The organism is Nitratidesulfovibrio sp. 1201_IL3209 (genome assembly GCF_036763125.1).
GTDB lineage: Bacteria > Desulfobacterota > Desulfovibrionia > Desulfovibrionales > Desulfovibrionaceae > Cupidesulfovibrio.
In genome coordinates, this window is the sequence record NZ_JBAIYT010000010.1 from 82163 (window position 1) to 102916 (window position 20754).

13 protein-coding genes and 1 riboswitch are annotated in these 20754 nt (G+C 70.0%); of the genes, 4 read left to right on the forward strand and 9 right to left on the reverse strand.

The annotated features are described in order from the left end of the window. Positions 1-12: 12 nt before the first annotated feature. Positions 13-4083, reverse strand: coding sequence for an ATP-binding protein (locus V6B97_RS07085; RefSeq protein ID WP_333505797.1), 4071 nt, complete (start codon positions 4081-4083; stop codon positions 13-15). A 204-nt stretch (positions 4084-4287) separates the two neighbouring features. Beyond that, entirely contained in the window at positions 4288-5484 is a 1197-nt protein-coding gene (locus tag V6B97_RS07090) for a lytic murein transglycosylase (protein WP_333505798.1), read from the reverse strand. Between the two features lie 200 nt (positions 5485-5684). On the opposite strand from V6B97_RS07090, the gene V6B97_RS07095 reads away from it, so the two are divergent. Continuing rightward, positions 5685-7241, forward strand: coding sequence for a YihY/virulence factor BrkB family protein (locus V6B97_RS07095; RefSeq protein WP_333505799.1), 1557 nt, complete (start codon positions 5685-5687; stop codon positions 7239-7241). A 308-nt stretch (positions 7242-7549) separates the two neighbouring features. On the opposite strand, the gene V6B97_RS07100 is transcribed toward V6B97_RS07095, so the two are convergent. The 7 genes from V6B97_RS07100 to hflK form a co-directional block, all read right to left on the reverse strand. Then, positions 7550-7774: a hypothetical protein gene (locus V6B97_RS07100; RefSeq protein WP_333505800.1), complete on the reverse strand. Its 225-nt coding sequence runs from the start codon at positions 7772-7774 to the stop codon at positions 7550-7552. 139 nt (positions 7775-7913) lie between these two features. Continuing rightward, a riboswitch (FMN riboswitch) is annotated at positions 7914-8074 on the reverse strand. Positions 8075-8638: 564 nt separating this feature from the next. Further along, entirely contained in the window at positions 8639-10105 is a 1467-nt protein-coding gene (locus V6B97_RS07105; protein ID WP_333505801.1) for a sigma-54-dependent transcriptional regulator, read from the reverse strand. 254 nt (positions 10106-10359) lie between these two features. Next, positions 10360-12576 carry a sensor histidine kinase gene (locus V6B97_RS07110; RefSeq protein ID WP_333505802.1) on the reverse strand — a complete coding sequence of 739 codons (2217 nt, stop codon included), beginning with the start codon at positions 12574-12576 and terminating at the stop codon, positions 10360-10362. 137 nt (positions 12577-12713) lie between these two features. Then, positions 12714-14516, reverse strand: coding sequence for a response regulator (locus V6B97_RS07115; protein ID WP_333505803.1), 1803 nt, complete (start codon positions 14514-14516; stop codon positions 12714-12716). A gap of 272 nt (positions 14517-14788) precedes the next feature. Continuing rightward, on the reverse strand, positions 14789-15484 hold the full coding sequence (locus V6B97_RS07120) for a LexA family transcriptional regulator (protein ID WP_333505804.1): 696 nt from the start codon (positions 15482-15484) through the stop codon (positions 14789-14791). Positions 15485-15868: 384 nt separating this feature from the next. After that, positions 15869-16723 carry a protease modulator HflC gene (gene hflC, locus V6B97_RS07125; RefSeq protein ID WP_333505805.1) on the reverse strand — a complete coding sequence of 285 codons (855 nt, stop codon included), beginning with the start codon at positions 16721-16723 and terminating at the stop codon, positions 15869-15871. A 1-nt stretch (position 16724) separates the two neighbouring features. Continuing rightward, on the reverse strand, positions 16725-17909 hold the full coding sequence (hflK, locus tag V6B97_RS07130; protein ID WP_333505806.1) for an FtsH protease activity modulator HflK: 1185 nt from the start codon (positions 17907-17909) through the stop codon (positions 16725-16727). Between the two features lie 83 nt (positions 17910-17992). On the opposite strand from hflK, the gene V6B97_RS07135 reads away from it, so the two are divergent. The 3 genes from V6B97_RS07135 (at position 17993) to rnhA (ending at position 20547) form a co-directional block, all read left to right on the forward strand. Then, the gene (locus V6B97_RS07135) at positions 17993-19387 is read left to right on the forward strand and encodes a phosphomannomutase/phosphoglucomutase (protein WP_333505807.1); all 1395 of its coding nucleotides are present in this window, start codon (positions 17993-17995) and stop codon (positions 19385-19387) included. 100 nt (positions 19388-19487) lie between these two features. Beyond that, complete coding sequence (locus tag V6B97_RS07140) at positions 19488-20009, forward strand: TPM domain-containing protein (protein ID WP_333505808.1); 522 nt, start codon at positions 19488-19490, stop codon at positions 20007-20009. A 67-nt stretch (positions 20010-20076) separates the two neighbouring features. Then, on the forward strand, positions 20077-20547 hold the full coding sequence (rnhA, locus tag V6B97_RS07145; RefSeq protein ID WP_333505809.1) for a ribonuclease HI: 471 nt from the start codon (positions 20077-20079) through the stop codon (positions 20545-20547). Positions 20548-20754 lie beyond the last annotated feature (207 nt).

Here is a 20754-nt window from a genome sequence, read left to right on the forward strand (position 1 = left end):
GTCCTTTTGGGATCAGGCCGCCCCGTCCTCTTCGACTGGCCCGTCCTCTCGAACCGGCCCGACTTCTCCGACCGGCGCGCCCACGAGCCGGGCCAGCACCCGGCGCAGCGCCTGCGCGTCCACCGGCTTCTCGATGTACTCGTCCATGCCCGCCGCCAGCAACCGCTCGCGGTCGCCCTCCATGGCATAGGCGGTCAGGGCGATGACCGGGACGTCCGGCCCGCCGGGCAGGTCCGTGGCCCGGCGGATGGCCGCCGTGGCTTGCAGGCCGTCCATGACCGGCATCTGCGCGTCCATCAGCACCGCGTCGAAGCGTTCCGCCCGCAGGGCTTCCAGGGCCGCCGCGCCGTCCCCCACGGCCACCGCCTCGTAGCCCATCTTGTCCAGCAGCCAGAGCACGGTCAGCCGGTTCACGTGGTCATCCTCGGCCAGCAGCAGGCGGCCGTGGCGCGCGGGCGCGGCATCCAGCCCGTTTCCGGCCTCCGGCGGCGCGGGGGCCCCGTCCGTCGCGGCGGCGGGCAGGCGCAGGGTCACCACGGTGCCCCGCCCTTCGGTGCTGGACATGGAGACCTCGCCGTCCATCAGGGCCACGATGCGCCGCACGATGGACAACCCCAGCCCGGCCCCGCCGTGCCTGCGCGACACCACATCCTCCACCTGGGTGAACGGCTCGAAGATGGTGGCTAGCATGCCTTCGGGAATGCCGATGCCGGTATCCTCCACCTCGACGGTCAGCGTGCCCTTGCCGCCGGGACCGCGCGGCGTCTCGTACCGGGCCCGCAGCCGCACGTGGCCCCGGTCGGTGAACTTCACCGCGTTTCCCACGATGTTCAGCAGCATCTGGCGGATGCGTACCGGATCGCCCAGCAGGCCGGGCGGCACGCCGTCCGCCGTGGCCTCCAGCACGATGTCCCTGCGCTCCGCCTCGGGCCGCAGCACGGCCTGCACCTCGCGCGCCAGCGCCGCGAAATCGAACGGCTCCTCGCGGATGGTCAGCCGCCCCGATTCCACCCTGGCCAGGTCCAGCAGGTCGCCCAGCAGGCGCGTCAGGTTGCTGCCCGCCGCGTGGGCCACCTGCACGTAGCCGCGCTGTTCCGGGTCCAGGGGGGTGGCGTCCAGCAGTTGCAGCATGCCCAGCACCCCGTTCATGGGGGTGCGCAGTTCGTGGCTCATGTTGGCCAGGAAGGCGCTCTTGGCCCTGGTGGCGGTTTCCGCCGTCTCGCGCGCCTGGATCAGGTCGCGCTCGGCGTTCTTCCGTTCGGTGATGTCCATGCCGTAGATGTTGGCGTAGCCGCCGTCGGCGATGGGATTCACGGTCATGGCGTAGCTGCGCCCGCCGCATTCGGCCTCGAAGGTCTGCACGGTCCACGTGCGCAAGGCCTCGGCCACCGGTCCGGCGAACCGGGCGGGGAAGGGATCGCCCACCCGCGCGCCGAAGCTCTCGAGGAAGGGGGAACTGGATTTGTTGGCGTGCAGCAGCACCAGTTCCGGGTTCACCCGCATGACCGGATTGGGGTTCTCGCCGGGGAAGCGGGCCATGTCGCGTATCTCGCGTTCCGCCCGCAGCCGTTCGCCGATATCGCGCACGAAGACCAGCGCGCCGTCGCGCGCGCCCATCCGGAAGGGCACGGCCGACGTTTCGGCATCCACGATGGCCCCGTCCCTGCGCAGGATGCGCACGTGCCCCTGCGCCACGCTGCGCCGGTCCTCGTTCAGCACGCGGATGCTCTCGGCCATCATGTCCCGGTCGTCGGGATGGATGAAGCCCAGCACGCCGCGCCCCATGATCTCCTTGGGATCGTCCACCCCGAACAGGGCGCGCGCGGCGGGGTTGGCGTAGGCGAACCGTTGTTCCTTCTGCAGGAAGATGGCCTCCGGCGCGTGCTCCACCACCTGCCGGAAGCGCGTCTCGCTCTCGGCCAGCCGCTGTTCGAAGGTCTTGCGCCGCTGGATGTCCTCCACCACCGCGATGAAATAGTCGGGCGCTCCGTCGGCCTTGCGCACCAAGGCCACGGTCAGGTTCACCCACACCGGCTCGCCGCCCTTGCGCAGGTACTGCTTTTCCAGGGTGTAGTTGTCGATCTCTCCGGCCAGCACCCGGCGCATCTGGACAAGGTCGGTGTCGAGATGCTCCGGGTGGGTGATGTCCTGGAAGCGCAGTTCCGCCAGTTCTTCGGGCGAATAGCCCACGATGGAGCACAGCTTGCCGTTGGCGCGCAGCCAACTGCCGTCCGGGGCCACCAGGGCCAGGCCCACGGCCGCCTGCTCGAAGGTGGCGCGGAAACGCGTCTCGCTCTCGTCCAGTTCGGCCTTGTGCCGGGCCCGGTCGCGCAGTTCGGCGTGCACGCTGGCCAGCAGTTCCGCCGCCGTGAAGGGCTTCCGGATGTACCCCTGCACGGCGCCGTGCAGCAGGTGCGCCCGCAGGTCGTCGTCGGCCTTGGCGGTGAGCATCAGCACCGGCACGTCGGCCATGCCGGGGTAGCGGCGTAGTTGTTCCACCATGCGCTGCCCGTCCACGCGGGGCATCATCACGTCGCACACGATGAGGTCGGGCCGCAGGTCCAGCGCCCTGCGCAACCCCTCCTCGCCGTCGAAGGCCACGGCCACCGGGTGGTGCGGCCGCAGGATGTCCACGATGTGGGCGCTCATGTCGCGGTTGTCTTCCACCACCAGGACCAGCCCGTCGCCCTTGTCCGCCGTCCCGGCCGGTCCCGGTCCCGGTGCTGGATACCGGGCCTGCCGGGCCGGATCGGCCGGATCGGCCGGATCGGCCGGACTGGCCGGACTGGCCCAATTGGCCGCGAAGCGTCCCGGCCCGGCGGGCTCCGCGGGAGCCACCTCCACGCCGGGCGGGGCGGCCAGGGGCAGCCGCACCTGGAACAGCGCCCCGCCCTCCGCCCCCTGTTCCACGCTGGCGGAGCCGCCGTGCAGTTCGGCGAACTCCTTGACGATGGCCAGGCCCAGACCGCTGCCGCCATGCAGCCCCCGCGCCCCCTCGCCGCTCTGGCGGTAGCGTTCGAATACCTCGCCGCGCAGGTCCGAGGGCACGCCGGGTCCATCGTCGCTCACCGAAAGCAGCGCGTCGCCGTCCCGGCGTTCCAGGGTCACGGACACGCTGCCCCCGTCCGGGGTGAACTTGAAGGCATTGGACAGCAGGTTGAGCAGGATGCGGCGATACTTGTCCGTGTCCACCTGCGCCTCCAGCCGCAGGGGCGCCTGCACCCCGTAACGCATGCCCCGCTGGGCCGCCAGGGTGTCGAAATAGGCGCAGGTGGCGCGCGTCAGTGCGGACAGGTCCGCCTCGGCATGGCGCGGTTGCATGGCCCCGGCGTCCACGCGCGAAAGGTCCAGCATGTCGTCCACGTGCAGGTGCAGCAACCGGGCGTTGCGCAGCATGGTGCCCAGCGCGCGGCGGCGCTCGTCGTCCTCCGGCGTTTCGGCCAGCAGCCGTTCCAGCGGCCCCAGCAGCAGGGTCAGGGGGGTGCGCAACTCGTGGCTGATGTTGGCGAAGAAGCGGGTCTTCAAGGCATCCAGTTCATGCGCCCGCTCGCACCGGGCCACCAGTTCGGCGTTGGCCTTGCGCAGCCGCGCGCTGGTCGCGTCCGCCTCGGCGAGAGTGGCCCGCTGCCGCTCCAGGTTCCCGGCGGCGCGGTGGGCGGCGTCGCGCAGCCGCTGGTGGCCCAGGCTGAACAGCATCCCCATGACCAGGAACATCCCCATGGTGAGCAGGCTCGTCGAATCGTCCACGATGAAGGACAGGCTGGGCGAAACGAAGAAGAACAGCGCCAGCACCGCCGAAAACAGGGTGGCGACGATGCCCCCCACCATCCCCCCCGCCCACGAGGCGAGGAATACGGCGGGATAGAACAGGAACCACACATAGGGCCGGATGTAGTCCCACAGCGCCCATTGCAGGGCCAGGGCGGCCAGGGGCAGGACCAGGGCCGGCAGCATGCCGCGCGGCGACACGAAGGATGCGGGGGATTCGGGGGCGATGGCGGGGGGCATGGTCCCGCCCACGGTGTCCGGCGGGGAGCCGGGCAGGGAACCCGGCAGAGAGTTGGGCGCAGTATCGGGCGCCATGTCCGGCTCCACGGGCGCGGGCGGAGACGGTGGGCCGTGACGCGGGGATTCGGGGGGTGGGGCGACGGACATCGGGCCTCCTTGGGCGGCGATGCCAGAAGCTAACTCCGGGAAAATCGGCCCACCATTATTACTCTGCCGGTTCGCGGCAAGCGCCGTGCAATAACGGGGGGATGGCGGCGCATGCGGCGTCGCCGGGCAAGGCTACCGCGTGGTCGAGGCCGTGGCGGCGGCTTTGGCGGGCTTGGCCTGCGCCGCCGGCTTGGCCGGAGCGGGTTTGGCGGGCTGGACGGACTGCGCGGGCCTGCCCGCCACCTTGTCCGCCAGGGCCAGGATGGTGTTGGCGTAGGCCGCGCTGTTGTTGTAGCGCTTCAGCACGTTGTAGCGCGCGTCGCGCCGCATGCCGGGCCGCCAGCCGTGCCTGTCCAGGTAGTTGGACAGGCTGAACACCGCGTCGCCCACCGAGAACAGGTCCACCCGGCCATCGCCGTCGCCGTCCACCCCGTAGGCCGGGATATTGGAGGGCATGAACTGGCAGATGCCCACGGCCCCGTAGATGGAGCCGGGCATGGCCAGCGGATCCTGGTCCAGCGCGTCGGCGTGGCGGATGAGGGCCTTCAGTTCCTCGTAGGCCCAGTCCGACTTCTGGCGCATGCGCAGGGAAATCCAGTCCAGGTTGCCGTCCGCGCCGGGCAGCGCGGCGATGTAGCCGGGCACCATGTCCGGGCTGTCGGAGGCGGCCATGGCGGCCAGGTTGCGGAAGGCGTTGCCCTTGCCCAGCGCGGTGCCCAGGCGCGTCTCCACGAACAGCAGCGACACGGCCACCTCGCGCGGCACGCCGTAGCGCGATTCCGCCAGCGAGAACCAGCGCGCGTTCCCGGTCAGGAAGGCGCGGCATTTGGCCGCGTTCTCCTCGGTGACCACGCCGGGGTACATGGGTGGGCGCGGGGGCTTGGGCTTCTGGCCGGGGGGGACCGGTTGCGGCTCGGGGCGCAGGAACTTGGTGGTGTACAGTTCCTTGACCTTGCGGCCCATGGGGTCGGGCGAAACCGCATCGCCCAGTTGGGCGAACAGCGCGTCGATGCGCCCGCCGGACACGCCGTCGGCCGCCAGCCGCCCCAGCAGGGGGCTCCAGCAGGCGGCGGGCGAACCGGACGAGCCGGGTGAGCCGGGTGCATGGCTGTCGGCCGCCCGGACGGCGTCCAGCTTCACCTCGCCGGGGGACGGAGGCGTGACCGAGGCTTCGGGCGCCGCCGCCTGCCGGGTGCCGCTGCACCCCGTCAGCAGCAGGGCGCACAGCGCGGCGGACGCCAGCGCGCGCCACGCGGCCGCGCGGCGGAAACCGCTGCCAGGGGCGGAGGTCTCCGGGCCGGAGGCGTTCTGCCCCAGAAATTCCGGCATGTTCCGCCTTTCCGGCGCAAGGGGTGCGGGGGGCAAGGAGAGCGCGCGCCGCTCCTGCGGCACGTGATTGCCTGCATCGGTCCCGGTCTGGTACGCTTGCATGGGGCCATGGTACGAACTGTCCCGGTCCATGGCAAGGGGCTGATGCGGCCCCGCCCGGCTCGCCTTCCGCCTCGTCCCTCTCAACCCGTGGAGGCCGGATGCACGGAACCACCCTGCGCGAGCGCGCCAAACGCGTGCGCCGCTACGTGACCCGCGACGTGTGGCAGGAACGCGCCGAGACAGGCCCCCCCGCCCGGCGCGGCCTGATCTGGCTGGTCCGGCGCGCCTTTCTGGCGGCGCTGGGCTTCGTGGACGACCAGTGCCTGCTGCGCGCCTCCGCCCTGACCATGACCTTCGTGCTGTCCATGGTGCCCTTCCTGGCCGTGGTGTTTTCCATCACCAAGGGGCTGGGCGTGCAGAACGCCGAGGTCACGCAGATGTTCCTGCTGCGGCTGGCGGCGGGCAACCAGGACACGGTGGCGCGCATCCTGGAATACGTGGAGCGCACCAGCGCGGGCCGCATGGGCGCGGTGAGCGCCGCCTTCCTGCTGGTGACCACGGGCATGCTCATGGCCAACATCGAGCGCTCGTTCAACGCCATCTGGAAGGTGCGCCAGGGCCGCAGCGCGTGGCGCAAGTTCACCGACTTCTTTTCGGTGATGCTGGTCTGCCCGCTGCTGATGGGCTCCGCCGTCACCCTGGGCGCCAGCCTGCGCAGCGGCAAGGTGGTGGGGCGGCTGCTGGCGGTGGCCCCGGTGGGCGAGGCCTACCTGCTGCTGCTCAAGCTGCTGCCGTTGTTCATGGTCTTCGTGGTGCTGCTGTTCCTGTACTCGTACATTCCCAACACCAAGGTACGGCCCCGCGCGGCCATGGCCGGGGCGCTGCTGGGGGCCATGGCCTGGCAGGGCGCGGAATACGCGTACATGGTCTGGCAAGCCCGCTTCGCCAGCTACGGGCTGATCTACGGCAGCTTCGCGCAGGTTCCGCTGTTCCTGATGTGGCTGTATGTCTCGTGGGCGGTGGTGCTGTTCGGCGTGGAGGTGTGCCACGCGGTGCAGAACGCGCCCACCTTCGAAAAGCACCTCCGCGCCGGACGGGTGAGCCGCCTGGAACGCGACCGGCTGGCCGTGCTGGCCATGCTGCTGCTTACCCGGGCCTTCACGCGCGGCACGGGCGCGGTGCCCGGCCACCGCATGGCCGCCCTGCTGGACGCCCCGGACCACGTGCTGGACGACGTGCTGGACCGCCTGGCCCGCGAGGGCATGGTGGTGCGGGTGTGCGAGGATGCCCCGGCCTGGGTGCTGGGCGCGCCGCCGGACCGTCTGCGCATCGCCGACGTGCTGCTGGCCCTGGCCGGGCGCACCCCGGGCGAAGGCGAGGAACGGGTGGCCACGGCCTTCGAATTCATCAACGCCACCCTGGCCCGGCTGGCCGGGGACATGGCCGCCAGCCCGGCCAACATGACCCTGCGCGCCTACCACGACACCACCCTGCCCGACTGGTTCGACGCGGCGCTCGATGCTGAGCCCGATACTGAGCCGGACGGTGCGGACGACGCGGATGGTGCGAATGGCGTGCACGGGGACGGTAACGGCGGGCGGGGACCCGCCTTGCCCGAAATGCTTCACGGCGGCATGGACGGTGACGCCGACGACGTCCCCGCGCCCGGCAGCGGCATGGGCAACGGCATGGGCAACGGCAAGGGCGGGAGTTGAAGGGGCGGACCCCACCGGGCGGCCGCACGTCGCGCATCGCCGCGTGCGACCTGCGCATGCGCACGGCCCCCATGATGACGAAGGCGCGGCAGGGTCGCCCCCGCCGCGCCGTTTTCATCATCCCGCCGTGCCGTCCGGCGGATGGGCTTCACCCGCCTCCGGGGTTCCCGCCGGGCGTCGCAGTCGCCGGGCGGGCCGTTCCGGTGGCCGAAGCCCTCTTCCCTGCCCCTTCTTCCGGTTTTTTCACGGACCCGGCGTCGCAGTCGCCATGGCCCGCTGGGGCGGGGATGCCGGGGCACGCCGGTCCGCTACACCATGTCCACCCCCCTGGAGTTGCCGGTACGGCCGCGCCCCGCGCGCAGGGCGTTCAGGGCCTGCTTCACCAGAGCCTGCTTTACCGGGGCCTGCTCCACCGTGGCCGGACGCGACAGGAGCGGCAACGGGGCAGGCCCGGCCCGCGGCACGGGCGTGACGGGCGACAATGGGGGGCCGGTGGTTCCGGCCGCGACGGAAGTGGGGGACGACTGATTCATGGCGCATCTCCTTGGCTGGAGGTCCAGAATCAGGGCGTGTGGAAACGCGGCGTGACGGCGGGCACGCCGCACGGGTGGCCATGCCGTCACGCGAAACGCCGCGCCAGTGCGTGGGATGCCCACGTGGCCCTGCGGCGTGCCGCGTCCTCTTTCATCCGGACTGTTACCGTCGGCCCCGGCATCTCACCGGGTCTGCTGACCCCGCTCCACGACGGAGCGGGCGCTCGCGGGCTCTCCGGCACGGCATGGCCGCGCCGGAATACCGCCGGTGGGGACTTTCACCCCGCCCTGAGGATTCGGGCCGGATGCTACATCCGCCGCCCGTGCGAGGCAAGGGGGAATCGGGCGCGGGGAGGGCGGACGGCCCGGCGGGGACAGGAAACGGGACGTGGCGGGGCGCGAACCGCTAGGCGCCCACCCGCCGCATGCCGGAAAAGTCGAAAGCCTTCTGCGGGACGGGGGGGATGTCCGTACAGAAGGCTTCCGAAAGGGGGGATCTGAGGTAACACCCCGGAACCTCGGGCGGATGGGGGGGGATATCCGCCTGGGCCCGGCACATCAGAGCCTGTGTTCGACTGCGGGGGTCGGGGGGGGGGACCGCCGATACGGCTAGTGTCCCGCAGTCGTCATCTTTATTTAGCAATCCGCGTGCCACAATATGAGCGGGCACTATCTGCGACGCATTTTCAATAAATACACATAAATATAACGCAACAGAATTCCGCGACCGGGCGGGCACCCTTTTTCCGCGCCCTACCGTGCGCAATCGCACGTGCGATTGCGCACGGTAGGGCGTTCCCGCACATATCATTGGAACACCCATGCCAAAGGTAGGGTCTTCCGCGCCGGTGGTCCACGCACCCGCTACTTGGCAAGCCGCCGGTGCAGGGCGAACCGCGAGATGCCCAGGTGCGCCGCCGCGCGGCTCTTGTTGCCGCCGAAGCGCTCCACGGCCTTGCGCACCAGGGCGTCCACCAACGCCTCCACGTCGAAGGGGGCGTCGGGCAGGGTCAGGTTGTCCGGGTCCAGCCGCCACGTGCCGGAACGCCCGTCGTCGCGCCGCACGGCCAGCGGCGACTCGCCCGCGCCGTCCTCGTCCAGAAAGCCCAGGTGCCGGGCGGTGAGCGCGGGTCCGTCGTGCAGCAGCACGGCGCGCTCCACGGCGTTTTCCAGTTCGCGCACGTTGCCGGTCCACGGATGGCGGCCCAGCAGGCGCAGGGCGTCGGGCGAAAGCGCGGTGAAGCGCTTCTTCTTGCGCACCGCCTCGCGTTGCAGGAACAGCCCGGCCAGCACGGGGATGTCCTCCGGCCGCTCGCGCAGCGGGGGAATGCGCAGGTGCCCCACCCGCAGCCGGTGGTACAGGTCGCGCCGGAACTGCCCGGCCTCCACCATGGTCGCAAGGTCACGGTTGCCCGCGCAGATCACCCTGGCCCGGAATTCGCGCCGCTTCACCCCGCCCAGGCGGTAGAAGCAGCGCTCTTCCAGCACCCGCAGCAGCTTGGGCTGGAGCGTCAGGGGCATTTCCGCCACTTCGTCCAGGAACAGGGTGCCGCTGGCCGCCAGTTCCAGCTTGCCGGGGGCGCCCCCGGCGCGGCTGCCGGTGTAGGCCCCCGGCTCGTGCCCGAACAGTTCCGCCTCGAACAGTTCGTGGGGAATGGCCGCGCAGTTCAGGGCGATGAACGGGGCGTCGTTGCCCGATTCGCCGTAGTGGATGAGCCGGGCCACCACTTCCTTGCCGGTACCCGTTTCGCCCTCGATGAGCACGGGCACGGACGGCTCGGCGTGGAACACCCGCGTCTCGTCCAGCAGCGTGGACATGGCGGACGAGGCCGCCACCACCTCTCCGATGCCGGTCACCTGGCGCAACCGGGTGCGGGCCGATTCCAGTTCGCGGCGCAGGGCGTCGGCCCGCTGTTCCACGGCCTCGTCGAGGTGTTCGCGCAGTTCGCGGTTTTCCATCAGCAGGGCCTGATGTTCCGCGCAGCGCTCCACCACCGCCGCCAGTTCGCGGGCGTTGATGGGCTTGTTCAGGTAGTCGTAGGCCCCGCGCCGCAACGCCTCCACGGCGGTTTCCATGTCGCCGTGGCCGGTGATGAGCACCACGTCCGCCTCGGCGGTGGAGGAATCCTCCTTGAGGTGCGAGAGCAGCGTCAGCCCGTCCATGCCGGGCATGCGGATGTCGGTGATGATCAGCGGAAACCAGGTGGTGCGGGCTTCGGCCAGCGCGGCCAGCGGGTCTTCGAAGGGCGTGGGTTCGTGGCCCAGGTCGTGCAGGACGAGGCTGAGGCTCTGGAGGCTCGGCAGGTTGTCGTCGACGATGAGTATGCGCATGCGGGATGTCCTTTTGGCACCTTGGTTCGCACCTTGGTCTGCACCATGCCGCGCACCGGCGTGCACGCGCGGCGCGCGGTCCATCCCCCCCTTGTTCCGTTGTTCCGTTGTTCCCTTGTTCCGTTGTTCCGTCGGCCCGTTGTCGGCCGTTCTTCCTGTCTGTCCGTTCCTGTCTGTCCGTTCCTGTTCGGGCGGCCCCGTGGCCGCGCGGCGCGCCGCCCCCCGGCGACGCGGTGTTCATGCCGCAAGGCGGGCTATCCGCCCCCGGCGGCCCCCTCCGGCCCCTCGCCGCCCCCCGGCGGCGCGGCCCGGCGCAGGGCCAGGGTGAAGGCGGCGCCGGTCATGGGCGGCTCGCCGCCGGACACGGAAATCTCGCCGCCCCACGATTCCACGAAGCTGTGCACGATGGCGAGGCCCAGGCCCAGCCCCTTGTGCGGATCCTTGGTGGTGAAGAAAGGGTCGAAGACCCGGTCCTCCAGGCCATGCAGGCCCGGCCCGGTGTCGGACACGGTCAGCAGCACGCGGCCCGCCGGGGCCTCGTCGCCGGGCGGGATCCCCTCCGGCCTGTCCACATTGCCGGGTCTGCCGGTTCTGTCGGCTCTGTCGGAACGGGCCGGACGGGCGCGCTCCACGGGCCGGAACGCGGCCTCGATGCGGATGCGCCGGTCCGGGCTGTCCCCGGCGTCCAGCGCGTGCATGGCGTTGACCACCAGGTTGATGACCACCTGTTCCAGTTGCACCGGGTTGGCGCGCACGGCGGGCAGGTCCGGCGGCAGCACGCGCTCCACGGTCACCCGGTGGGCCCGCAGTTGCGCCCCCACCAGGCCCAGCGCCCGGTCCACCGCCACCTCGACCTGGGTGGGCGTCAGGGCCGCGTCGCCGTGGGCCACCAGCGCCCGCATGTGGTCGATGATGTCGCGGATGCGCGCCGCTTCGCCAAGGATGAGCGAAAGGCGGGCCAGCAGGGTTTCGCGGTCCGGGGCGCGGTCCTTTTCCGCCAGCATTTCCAGGCTGCCCGCGTACAGTTGCAGGGCCGAAAGGGGCTGGTTGATCTCGTGGGCGATGCCCGTCGCCAGGGTGCCCATGGCCTCCAGCTTGCGGGCGCGTTGCAGCCGTTCCTCCACGCGCAGGCGGTCGGTCTCGTCCTCCAGCATGACGATGACCGAATCCACCCCGCCGTCCCCGGCCAGGATGGGGCACGAGGTCAGGCGGTACGACCGCCGCCCGCCGGAGCGGGCCGTGGCCTCCAGCCGCCATTCGTGGGTCTGGCCGTCGCGGAAGGTGGCCAGGCAGGCGCAGCCGGGGCAGCGGGCGTTGTCCTCGCCGCAGTGCTCGGCCAGCATGTGGCACAGCAGGCCGCCGGACGCCGCCGCATCGCCGAACCATTCGCGCAGGCGCGGGTTGGACGCGGTGATGCCCAGCGCCCGGTCCAGCACGGCGATGCCCAGGGTGAGGTTGTCGGTGATGGAACGGTAGCGCCCCTCGCTGATGGACAGGGCTTCCTGCGCGCGCACCCCGGAAGTGATGTCGATGCCCAGCTTGAGCACCAGGGGCGAGCCGTCCACGTCCTCGAAGGGGTAGGAATAGATGCGGAAGGCGGAACGGCGTTCCGGGCAGGCCCAGTCGTACACGCACAGGGTGCGCGAATCGAACACGTCGAAGGGGGGACACAGCGCGCAGGGACTGTTCTGGCCCCGGATCACCTCGTAGCAGGGGCGGCCCACGCCGGGGCCGAACAATTGGCGAAAGCCCCGGTTCTCGTAGCGGATGGAATAGTCCGGCCCCAGCAGCACCACGTAGGCGGGCAGCCGGTCCAGCAGGTTGAGCAGCCGGGTGCGTTCGGTCCAGGCCGGAGCGGGTCCCTCGCTGGACAGGCTGGACAGGGGGGTGGCCGTCAGGGTGGCGCACAGCACCGGCTCCGCCCCGTCCCTTCCGGACACCGCCTGCGCGGCGCCGCGCAGGGGGCGGGGGGTGACCAGCAGTTCCACCGAGGTGCCGGTTTCGCCGCGCAGGGACAGGGAATAGGGGGTGGGCGCGGCGGCCGCCCGGCGATGCATCTCGCGCTCGAGCACGGAAAGGTTGCCGGGGGTGGAAAGTTCGCCCACCAGGCGCGGCAGGAATTCCGCCTCCGGCCAGCCGGTCTGGGGCAGGATGACCGAGGCCGCGTAGGCGAAGCCGCCCGCGGGCGCGGCGTCGTGCGCCGGGGCCGGGCCTGCCGGGCCTGCCCCATCGGCGGAGGCGTGCGGCGCACCGGGGGTATCGGCGATCTGGGCCAGCAGGGCGGCCACCGGCGACGGCAGGCGGCGCGGCAGGCGCATCACCCGGCCCGCAGCCGTCAGGCCGCCCGGAGCCAGCGGCGGAAAGCCGTCTCCGGCGGGCGCGGATGCGGAACGGGACGCGTGCGGGGAAAGGGGCGCGTCATCCCCCTCGGGTGGGACGGGCTGTGCCGCGTGATCGTCCGATGTGCGCATGGTGATGCGGCATAGTGTTCCTTTTCGCACACTGCGTCAAAGTCTTTTCCATGCGGCATGTGGTGCGATTCCGCACGCGGCGTCGCGCAAGGCCGTTGCGAGCGACGGCAACCGCCTGCGACCGGGGGGCGGCGGGCTCAGCCCTGCCGGGCAAGCCCGGCCAGACGCGCCACCCGCGCGATTTCCTCGTGGAAGGCGGCAGGCTGGATGGGCTTGGCCACGTATCCGTCCATGCCGGCTGCCAGCATGCGCTCACGGTCGCCCGCCAGGGCGTGGGCGGTCATGGCCACCACGGGCAGAGCCGGGCTGACGCCGGGGTGCATGGAATTGCGGATGCGCCGCAGGGTTTCGAAGCCGTTCATGCGCGGCATCTCGACGTTCAGCAGCACCAGGTCGAAGCGTTCCGCCGCCAGGCGGGTCAGGGCCTCCACGCCGTCCTGGGCCGTGGCGCAGGTATGTCCGCGCCGTTGCAGCAGGCGCGCGGCGATGGTGCGGGCCACCTCGCTGTCGTCGGCCACCAGCACGTGCAGCGAACGGCCGGCCGGTTCGTCGGGCTGGGGTGCGGGCCGGGATGCGGAATGGGTGGAAGGCTGGTCGTGCGGCCGCGCCGGGCCCGCTGCCGCGCCCGCCAGGGCGGCGGCCGCCCTGGCCGCCGGACAGGGTGCCGGACTGGCCGGGCCGCTGGCGGGAGGCGTGGCGGCAAGGACCGTCGCGGCCCGCCCACGCTCGCGCGAAGACGGCGCCACCCCTGCCTCGGCGGCGGGGGCCGGGCGAAAACGGCAGGTGAAGTGGAACGAACTGCCCGCTCCCGGCGTGCTGCGCGCCCAGATGCTGCCGCCCATCATGCCCACCAGTTGGCGGCAGATGGCAAGCCCCAGGCCGGTGCCGCCGTAGGTGGCCCCGGTATCTTCCGAAGCCTGGGCATACATGTCGAAGATGGATTCCAGCCGGTCCTCGGCGATGCCGATGCCGGTGTCGCGCACGGTGAACAGCAGGGTGGCCCCGCCCGGCTCGCCGGGGGGAAACAGCGATTCGAACAGGCTCGGCGGCGAGGGCACCGGGGTCACCTCCACCGAGACCACCCCCGCATGGGTGAACTTCACCGCGTTGCCCACCAGGTTGGCCAGCACCTGGGTCAACCGCACCGGGTCGCCCGCCAGCACCGGAGGAATCTCCGGCGCCACCCGCCAGGACAGGGCCAGCCCGCGCCGGGCCGCCTCGGACTGCACCGAGCGCATCACCTTGCGCACCACGGCGGCGGGCTCGAAGGGGCGCTCCACCAGGCGGATCTGCCGCGCCTCCAGCCGGGAGAAGTCCAGCACGTCGTTGAGCAGGGCCAGCAGCGTTTCGGCCGATTCGAGCACCGTCACCAGGTGGTCGCGCTGCTCCTCGTCCTCGGCCGATTCCAGCGCAAGGTCGGTCATGCCCAGGATGCCGTTGAGCGAATTGCGAATCTCGTGGCTCATGCCCGCGAGAAAGGCGCTCTTGGCGATGCTGGCGTTCTCGGCGGTGCGCCGGGCCTCGTCCAGTTCGCGCACGGCGCGGTGCTTCAGCAGGGCCACCTCAATGGTGGAATGCAGTTCGCGCTCCTCGAAGGGCTTCACCAGAAAGCCGAACGGCCCGCAGGACTTGGCCCGCTCCAGGGTGGCGGCGTCGGAAAAGGCCGTCAGGAACACCACCGGCACCCCGTACTGGGTGGAGATGCGTCCCGCCGCCTCTATGCCGTCCATGGTTCCGCGCAGGCGGATGTCCATCAGCACGAGGTCGGGCCGCAACTCGCCCGCCACGCGCACGGCTTCCTCCCCGTCGGCGGCCATGGCGGGCACGGCGTAGCCCAGGCGTTCCAGGGTGCGCCGGATGTCCAGCGCCACGATCTGCTCGTCGTCGACGATGACCACCGAGGGACGGAAAGGTTCCGGAATGGGCTGCGATTGCGTCATGGAGCGCTGTCCGGCAGTGCTGAGGGATTCGGCGGCAGGGCCTGTGACGCATGCGAGGCGGCGGGCAGCGCGACGGAGCGGATTCACTTCGGCATATGCCGCGTTTCACCATTCAATGCAAGATATCTGGTGCACGACACACCCATCCCCTACCGGTTTTCCCCCATTCCACGAAGCAAAGGGGGCCGTGCCGCGTTCACGGCACGGCCCCTTCCTGATGGCCTGTTCGTGTTCCCCCCGCAGATCTTGCGCTGCCGCAGGGAATATGGAGATCAGAAACGTTGCAGCACCCAGGCCACGCGGCCCACGATGCGCTCCGCGTGCTTGTCCACGGGCAGGTACTGTTCCGGGTGGGCGGGATTTTCGGAACGCAGCACGAAGCGCCCCTTCTCCGCATCGAGAAAGATGCGTTTCAGCGCCACGCCCTCGTAAGGAACGTACACGCCGTACAGTTCTCCGGAAACCACATTCTTCTGCACCGTATCGATGCCCACATAGGCGCCCTTGCGCACCAGCGGTTCCATGCTCGATGCATCCATGCGCACCACCTGCACGGTGGGGCCGGAGTACGACTGCGGCACGGACAGCTTGCCGATGGCCTTCAGCGGGCCACCGCCCTGCTCCGTGACCTCGCAGTGCATGGAGTGCACGGTGACCACGCTGCTCTTGGCATCCGGGTCGCCGTAGCGGGCCGGATCCTCCAGCACCATGCCGGCGGCGGGGGCGTCCAGGGGCTGGTAGCCCTGCTCGGTGCGCAGGTACATGGGACCGGAGGCCTTCTTGAGCCAGTCGGGGTTCAGGCCGAACTTCTCGAACAGCTTCATGTACCAGTCGGAGGGCACGGAATTGCGGCGCTTGGCGTCGGAAATGCTGGACTGCCGGATGTCGAGCACCTCGGCAAGTTCCACTTGGGTACGCGTGTTGGTGGCCAGCTTGATGCGCTCAAAAACTTCTTCAAAGGTGGACACGGTGTTCTCCCATTCAAGAATTACGGCCCCACGGCCGCGCCCGGCGCGGCGGAAACCGGTCCCCGTTGCGTGCACGCCTCGCATTCCAAGAGGTTGCGACAACTCTTGAAGTGCTGCCTCGCATGGAACGAGCGACACGTCAATGCCGTGATGCAGATGCTCGCCTGAAAACGGATGCACCGCATCGGCAACGCTGCGTCGCTCGTTACCGCCCGCATGCCGGGTCGTTACGCATTCTGGCAATACAAAAACGGTGCCACCGCTGGATAGGGTCCATGATTCCCGGTGGTAGCAGCCTGTATAGCGCAACGCGCTTTCCGGTATCAGAGCGACAGCTTGTAACATTGTTACACTGCCATTCGCGGACAGTGTAACAATGTTACACTAGCGCCCCTGGAACTGTTTCAGGAACGGATCGTTGGGGGTAAGGATGACGCGCGTGTTGTCGCGGAACACCTTGCGGTAGGCGTCCAGGCTGCGCTGGAAATCGTAGAATTCCGGCGACTGCGAAAGCGCCTCGGAGAAGATGCGCGCGGCGTCGGCGTCGCCTTCGCCCCGCAATATCTCGGACTTGCGGGTGGCCTCGGCCATGAGCACGGTGCGCTCGCGGTCGGCGGCGGAGCGGATCTTGGTCGATTCCTCCTGGCCTTCCGAGCGGTACTGCTTGGCCTGGCGCTCTCGTTCGGCGCGCATGCGGCCGAAGATGGCGCGCTGGTTCTCCGTGGGCAGGTCGGTGCGCTTGATGCGCACGTCGATGATCTCCATGCCGTACTCGCGCAGCAGTTCCGAGGTGCGGGCCGTCACCGCGCCCATGATCTCGGCGCGCTTGGACGAGACCACCTCGGTCAGGGTGTTGCGCCCCACGAAGACGCGCAACTGCGAGTACACGGTGTCGTCCAGGCGGGCCTGGGCGCCGGGGATCGTCCGCACGGTGCGGTAGAAGGTCAGCGGGTCGGTGATGCGCCAGCGGGCGTAGTTGTCCAGCACGATGGCCTTCTTGTCGCTGGTCAAAGCCTCGGCCGAGCGGGCGTCGTAGTCCAGGATGCGCGCGTCGAAGTACACCACGTTCTGGATGAACGGCAGCTTGAAGTGCAGGCCGGGCGCCACCACGCCGCCCACGGGCTCGCCCAGTTGCAGCACGATGGCCTTCTGGGTCTGGTGCACGGTGTACATGCACTGGCTGCCCATGATCAGCAGCGCCGCAAGGGCGATGAGCACGGTAATGGTACGGCGTTCCATGCTATTCGCTCCCCTTGCGGGCCGCGCCCGCGTCGCCCCGGGGCCGCGCCCCGTCCAGCGGCAGGTAGGGCAGCATGCGCGCCCCCGCCTCGCCGGGAATGACGATCTTCTCCATGCCGGGCGCGGAAAGCACCTCTTCCATGGCCTCCAGGTACAGGCGCTTGCGGGTCACGTCCTTGGCCTTGTTGTATTCCTTCAGCACGGCCAGGAAGCGGTTGGCCTGGCCCTCGGCCTCGCGCACGCGGGCCTGCCGGTACGCCTCGGCCTGGTTGATCACCTCGGCGGCAAGGCCGCGGGTGCGGGGAAGTATCTCGTTCTGGTAGGCCTCGGCCTCGTTGATGATGCGGCTCTTGTCCTCGCGGGCGCTGGCCACGTCCTTGAAGGCGTCGATGACCTCTTTGGGCGGATGCACGTCCTGCATCTGCACGGCCAGCACGCGCACGCCCACCTGGTAGATGTCCAGGATGTCCTGCAACAGCGCCAGGGTGTCGTTCTGGATGACCTGCTTGCCGTCGGTGAGCGCGGAGTCGATGCGGCTGTTGCCGATGACCTCGCGCATGGCGGCCTCGCCCGCGCTGCGCACCACGGCGGCCGGGTTGGTGACGTTGAACAGGTACTGGACGGGGTCCTTGATCTGGTACTGGATGCTGAACTGCACGTTGACGATGTTCTCGTCGCCCGTGAGCATGGCGGCTTCCTCGGGCACGATGCGCCCGCCCCCCTGCTGGAACGACGAGCCCTGCGCCAGCGAGCGGAAGCCCACCTCGGCCCGTTGCACCTGGGTCACCTTGGGGGTGTACACCGATTCCACGGGGAACGGCAGATGGTAGTGCGGCCCCGCCTCCACCGTACGGTCGTAGCGGCCGAAGCGCAGCACCACCCCCAGTTCGTCGGGCTCGACGATGTAGATGCCCGATGCCGCCCACAACAGGACGAACACCAGCACCACCAGCTTCCCGGCGGGGAAGGGGTATTCGCGGAATTTGCGGAAGGTTTCCCCGAGTTTCTCGAAGTCCGGTCCGGAGGGGTCGTCCCAACCGCCGGGGCCGCCAGGGCCGCCGGAACCACCGGAACCGCCCGAACCGCCGGAGCCCCCGTCGTCACCGTCGCCGGAGCCGCCGGAACCACCGCGCCACCCGGAGTGCCGCTGCCGTTTTTCTTGCAGTTTTTCCCAATCCCAGTTCATAATGCCTCAAAAATAGGGCAGATGTGGAATGCGGTCAAGGCATGACGCCGATTTGCGGCCCCTCCCCGCCTGCCGGAGCACCCATGAAACCGATTTCCGACCGCCCGTTCCGGGCCTATGACATACGCGGCATCGTCGATGCCGACTTCGACGCCGAATGGGTGGAGCGTCTTGGCCGCGCCTGCGGCACCTACCTGCTGGAGCGTGGCATCCCGTCCGCCGTGGTGGGCCACGACTGCCGCCACAGCTCCCCCGCCTACCACGACGCGCTGGCCGCCGGGCTCATCGCCTGCGGCATCGACGTGGTCAGCGTGGGCATGGTGCCCACCCCCCTGCTGTACTTTGCGGTGCGCCATCTGGAGCGCCAGGGCGGGATCATGATCACCGCCAGCCACAACCCGCCGGAATACAACGGCTTCAAGGTGTGGGCCGGGCAGACCACCATCCACACCACCGAAATCCGCCGCATCTACGAAATCTTCGCCGCCGGGCGCTTCGCCTCCGGCAAGGGCGTGGGCTGTTCCCTGGACATCGTGCCCGCCTACATGGAGGCGGTGACGCAGCGGGTGCGGCTTGCCCCGCGCGCCTCCGGCCCCCTGAAGGTGGTGGTGGACGGCGGCAACGGCGCGGGCGGCGACATCTGCGCCGAACTGCTGCGCCGCCTGGGCACCGACGTGGTCGCGCAGTACTGCGACCCGGACGGGGCCTTTCCCAACCACCACCCCGACCCGGTGGTGGAGGCCAACATGCGCGACCTCAAGGCCCGCGTGGCCGCCGAGGGCGCGGACCTGGGCATCGGCCTGGACGGCGACGCCGACCGGCTGGGCGTGGTGGACGCGCACGGCCGCCTGCTGTTCGGCGACGAACTGCTCTCGCTCTTCGCGCGCGACCTGCTGGCCCGCAAGCCGGGGGGCGAGGTGATGGCCGACGTGAAGTGCTCGCACCGCCTGTTCCGCGACATCGAGGCCCACGGCGGCAAGCCCGCCATGTGGATCACCGGCCATTCGGTGATGAAGGCCCGCATGCTGGAGGTGAACGCCCCGCTGGCGGGCGAGATGAGCGGGCACATGTTCTTCAACGAGGGCTGGTACGGCTTCGACGACGCCATCTACGCGGCGGCCCTGCTGCTGCGCATCCTGTCCGCGTCCGAGGTGCCGCTGACGGAACTGCCCGGCTGGCCGCCCTCGCACGCCACGCCGGAACTGCACATGGCCTGCCCGGACGAGGTGAAGTTCGACGTGGTGCGCCGTGCGCAGGAACACTTCCGCGCGCTGTACGACGTCAACGAGATCGACGGCGCGCGCATCACCTGGCCCGACGGCTGGGCCCTGGTGCGGGCCTCGAACACCCAGCCGGTGCTGGTGCTGCGCTTCGAGGCGGAAACGACCGGACGCCTGGCCGAAATCCGCGCGCTGGTGGAAACCCCGCTCACCGCCTGGATCGCCGAGGCGTTGGCCGGTGACGCCATCACCGCGTAACCGGCGCCCGGCCCGCCGGTCCCGCCCGGCTGCCGCGCCGCCAGACCGCCGGACCTTCCACACCGGCACATCGCCAGACCGGCACGCAGGAGCCTGATCCATGTTCCGCCTCTTTCCCAAGCGCGAGCGCGGCGAGCCGCGCCTGCCGCTGGTCCACGCCGACACGCCGGGCCAGTTCCTGCTGCGCACCATGCTGCTGCTGACCGTGTTCGCATTGACGGCGTGGGCCTTCTGGGCCAACAACGAGCGTCGCCTGGCCGACCTGCGCGCCTCTTCCGCCGTATGGGACGAGGCGGACCTGCTGGCCGACGCGCAGGAAAAGGCCCTGCGCGAACTGGTGGGCGCCTTCCGCGAGGTGCACGGGCTGAAGCTGGTCATCCACGTCCGGCGCGACACCCCGGAACTGCCCAACGTGGACGCCCGCACCATCTTCGTGGGGCTGTGCCCGGCAAAGGGGCAGGCCATCGTGGAACTGCCCCCGCTGGTGCGCAGGGCCTACGGCGAAACCCTGCCCCAGACCCTGGAAAACGACTGGCTGCGCCCCGCCATGGCCTCCGGCCAGTGGGCCGAAGGGCTGGTGCGCGCCCTGAAATACCTGTGGGACAAACTGGGCGAGGCCTGATCCGAACCGGTCGCGGCCACGTTTTTCGCCATCCAGCCACCCCCAACCGACATCACCGGACCATCGCATGACCATGAAGAACGTCCAGGCCTTCACCGACGGCTCGTGCCTCGGCAACCCCGGCCCCGGCGGCTGGGCCGCCGTGCTGCGCTGCAACGGCTCGGAGCGCGAGCTTTCGGGGGGCTTCGCCCTGACCACCAACAACCGCATGGAAATCCTGGCGGTCATCGAGGCCCTTTCCATACTGAAGGAACCGTGCAGCGTGGACCTGCACACCGACTCGCAGTACGTGCGCAACGCGGTGGAAAAGAAATGGCTGGCGGGCTGGCGCCGCAACGGCTGGAAGACCAGCGACAAGAAGCCGGTGAAGAACCGCGACCTGTGGGAACGGCTGCACCCCCTGCTGGACGTGCACACGGTGCGCTTTCACTGGGTGCGCGGCCATTCCGGCCACCCGGAGAACGAACGGTGCGACGTGCTGGCCCGTACCCGGGCCTCGTCGGGCGGGCTGCCCCCAGACACGGGATACCGGGAATGACCCGCACCGGAGAACCGGCCAACGCCATGGCATTCGCCGATGGCGGGGCGAACCCGGTAGGGTTATCCCCCATTCTTTTTGGGTCTTCGACGTTAGCTGTGGAATTCACGCCTCCAAGAGTTGGGTGATGGGCGCTCCGATCAGGTAGATCATGGTGATGAAGGTTGTTACGTTCCGATACCCTCTGGCCCGCGAGCGAGCAGCCTG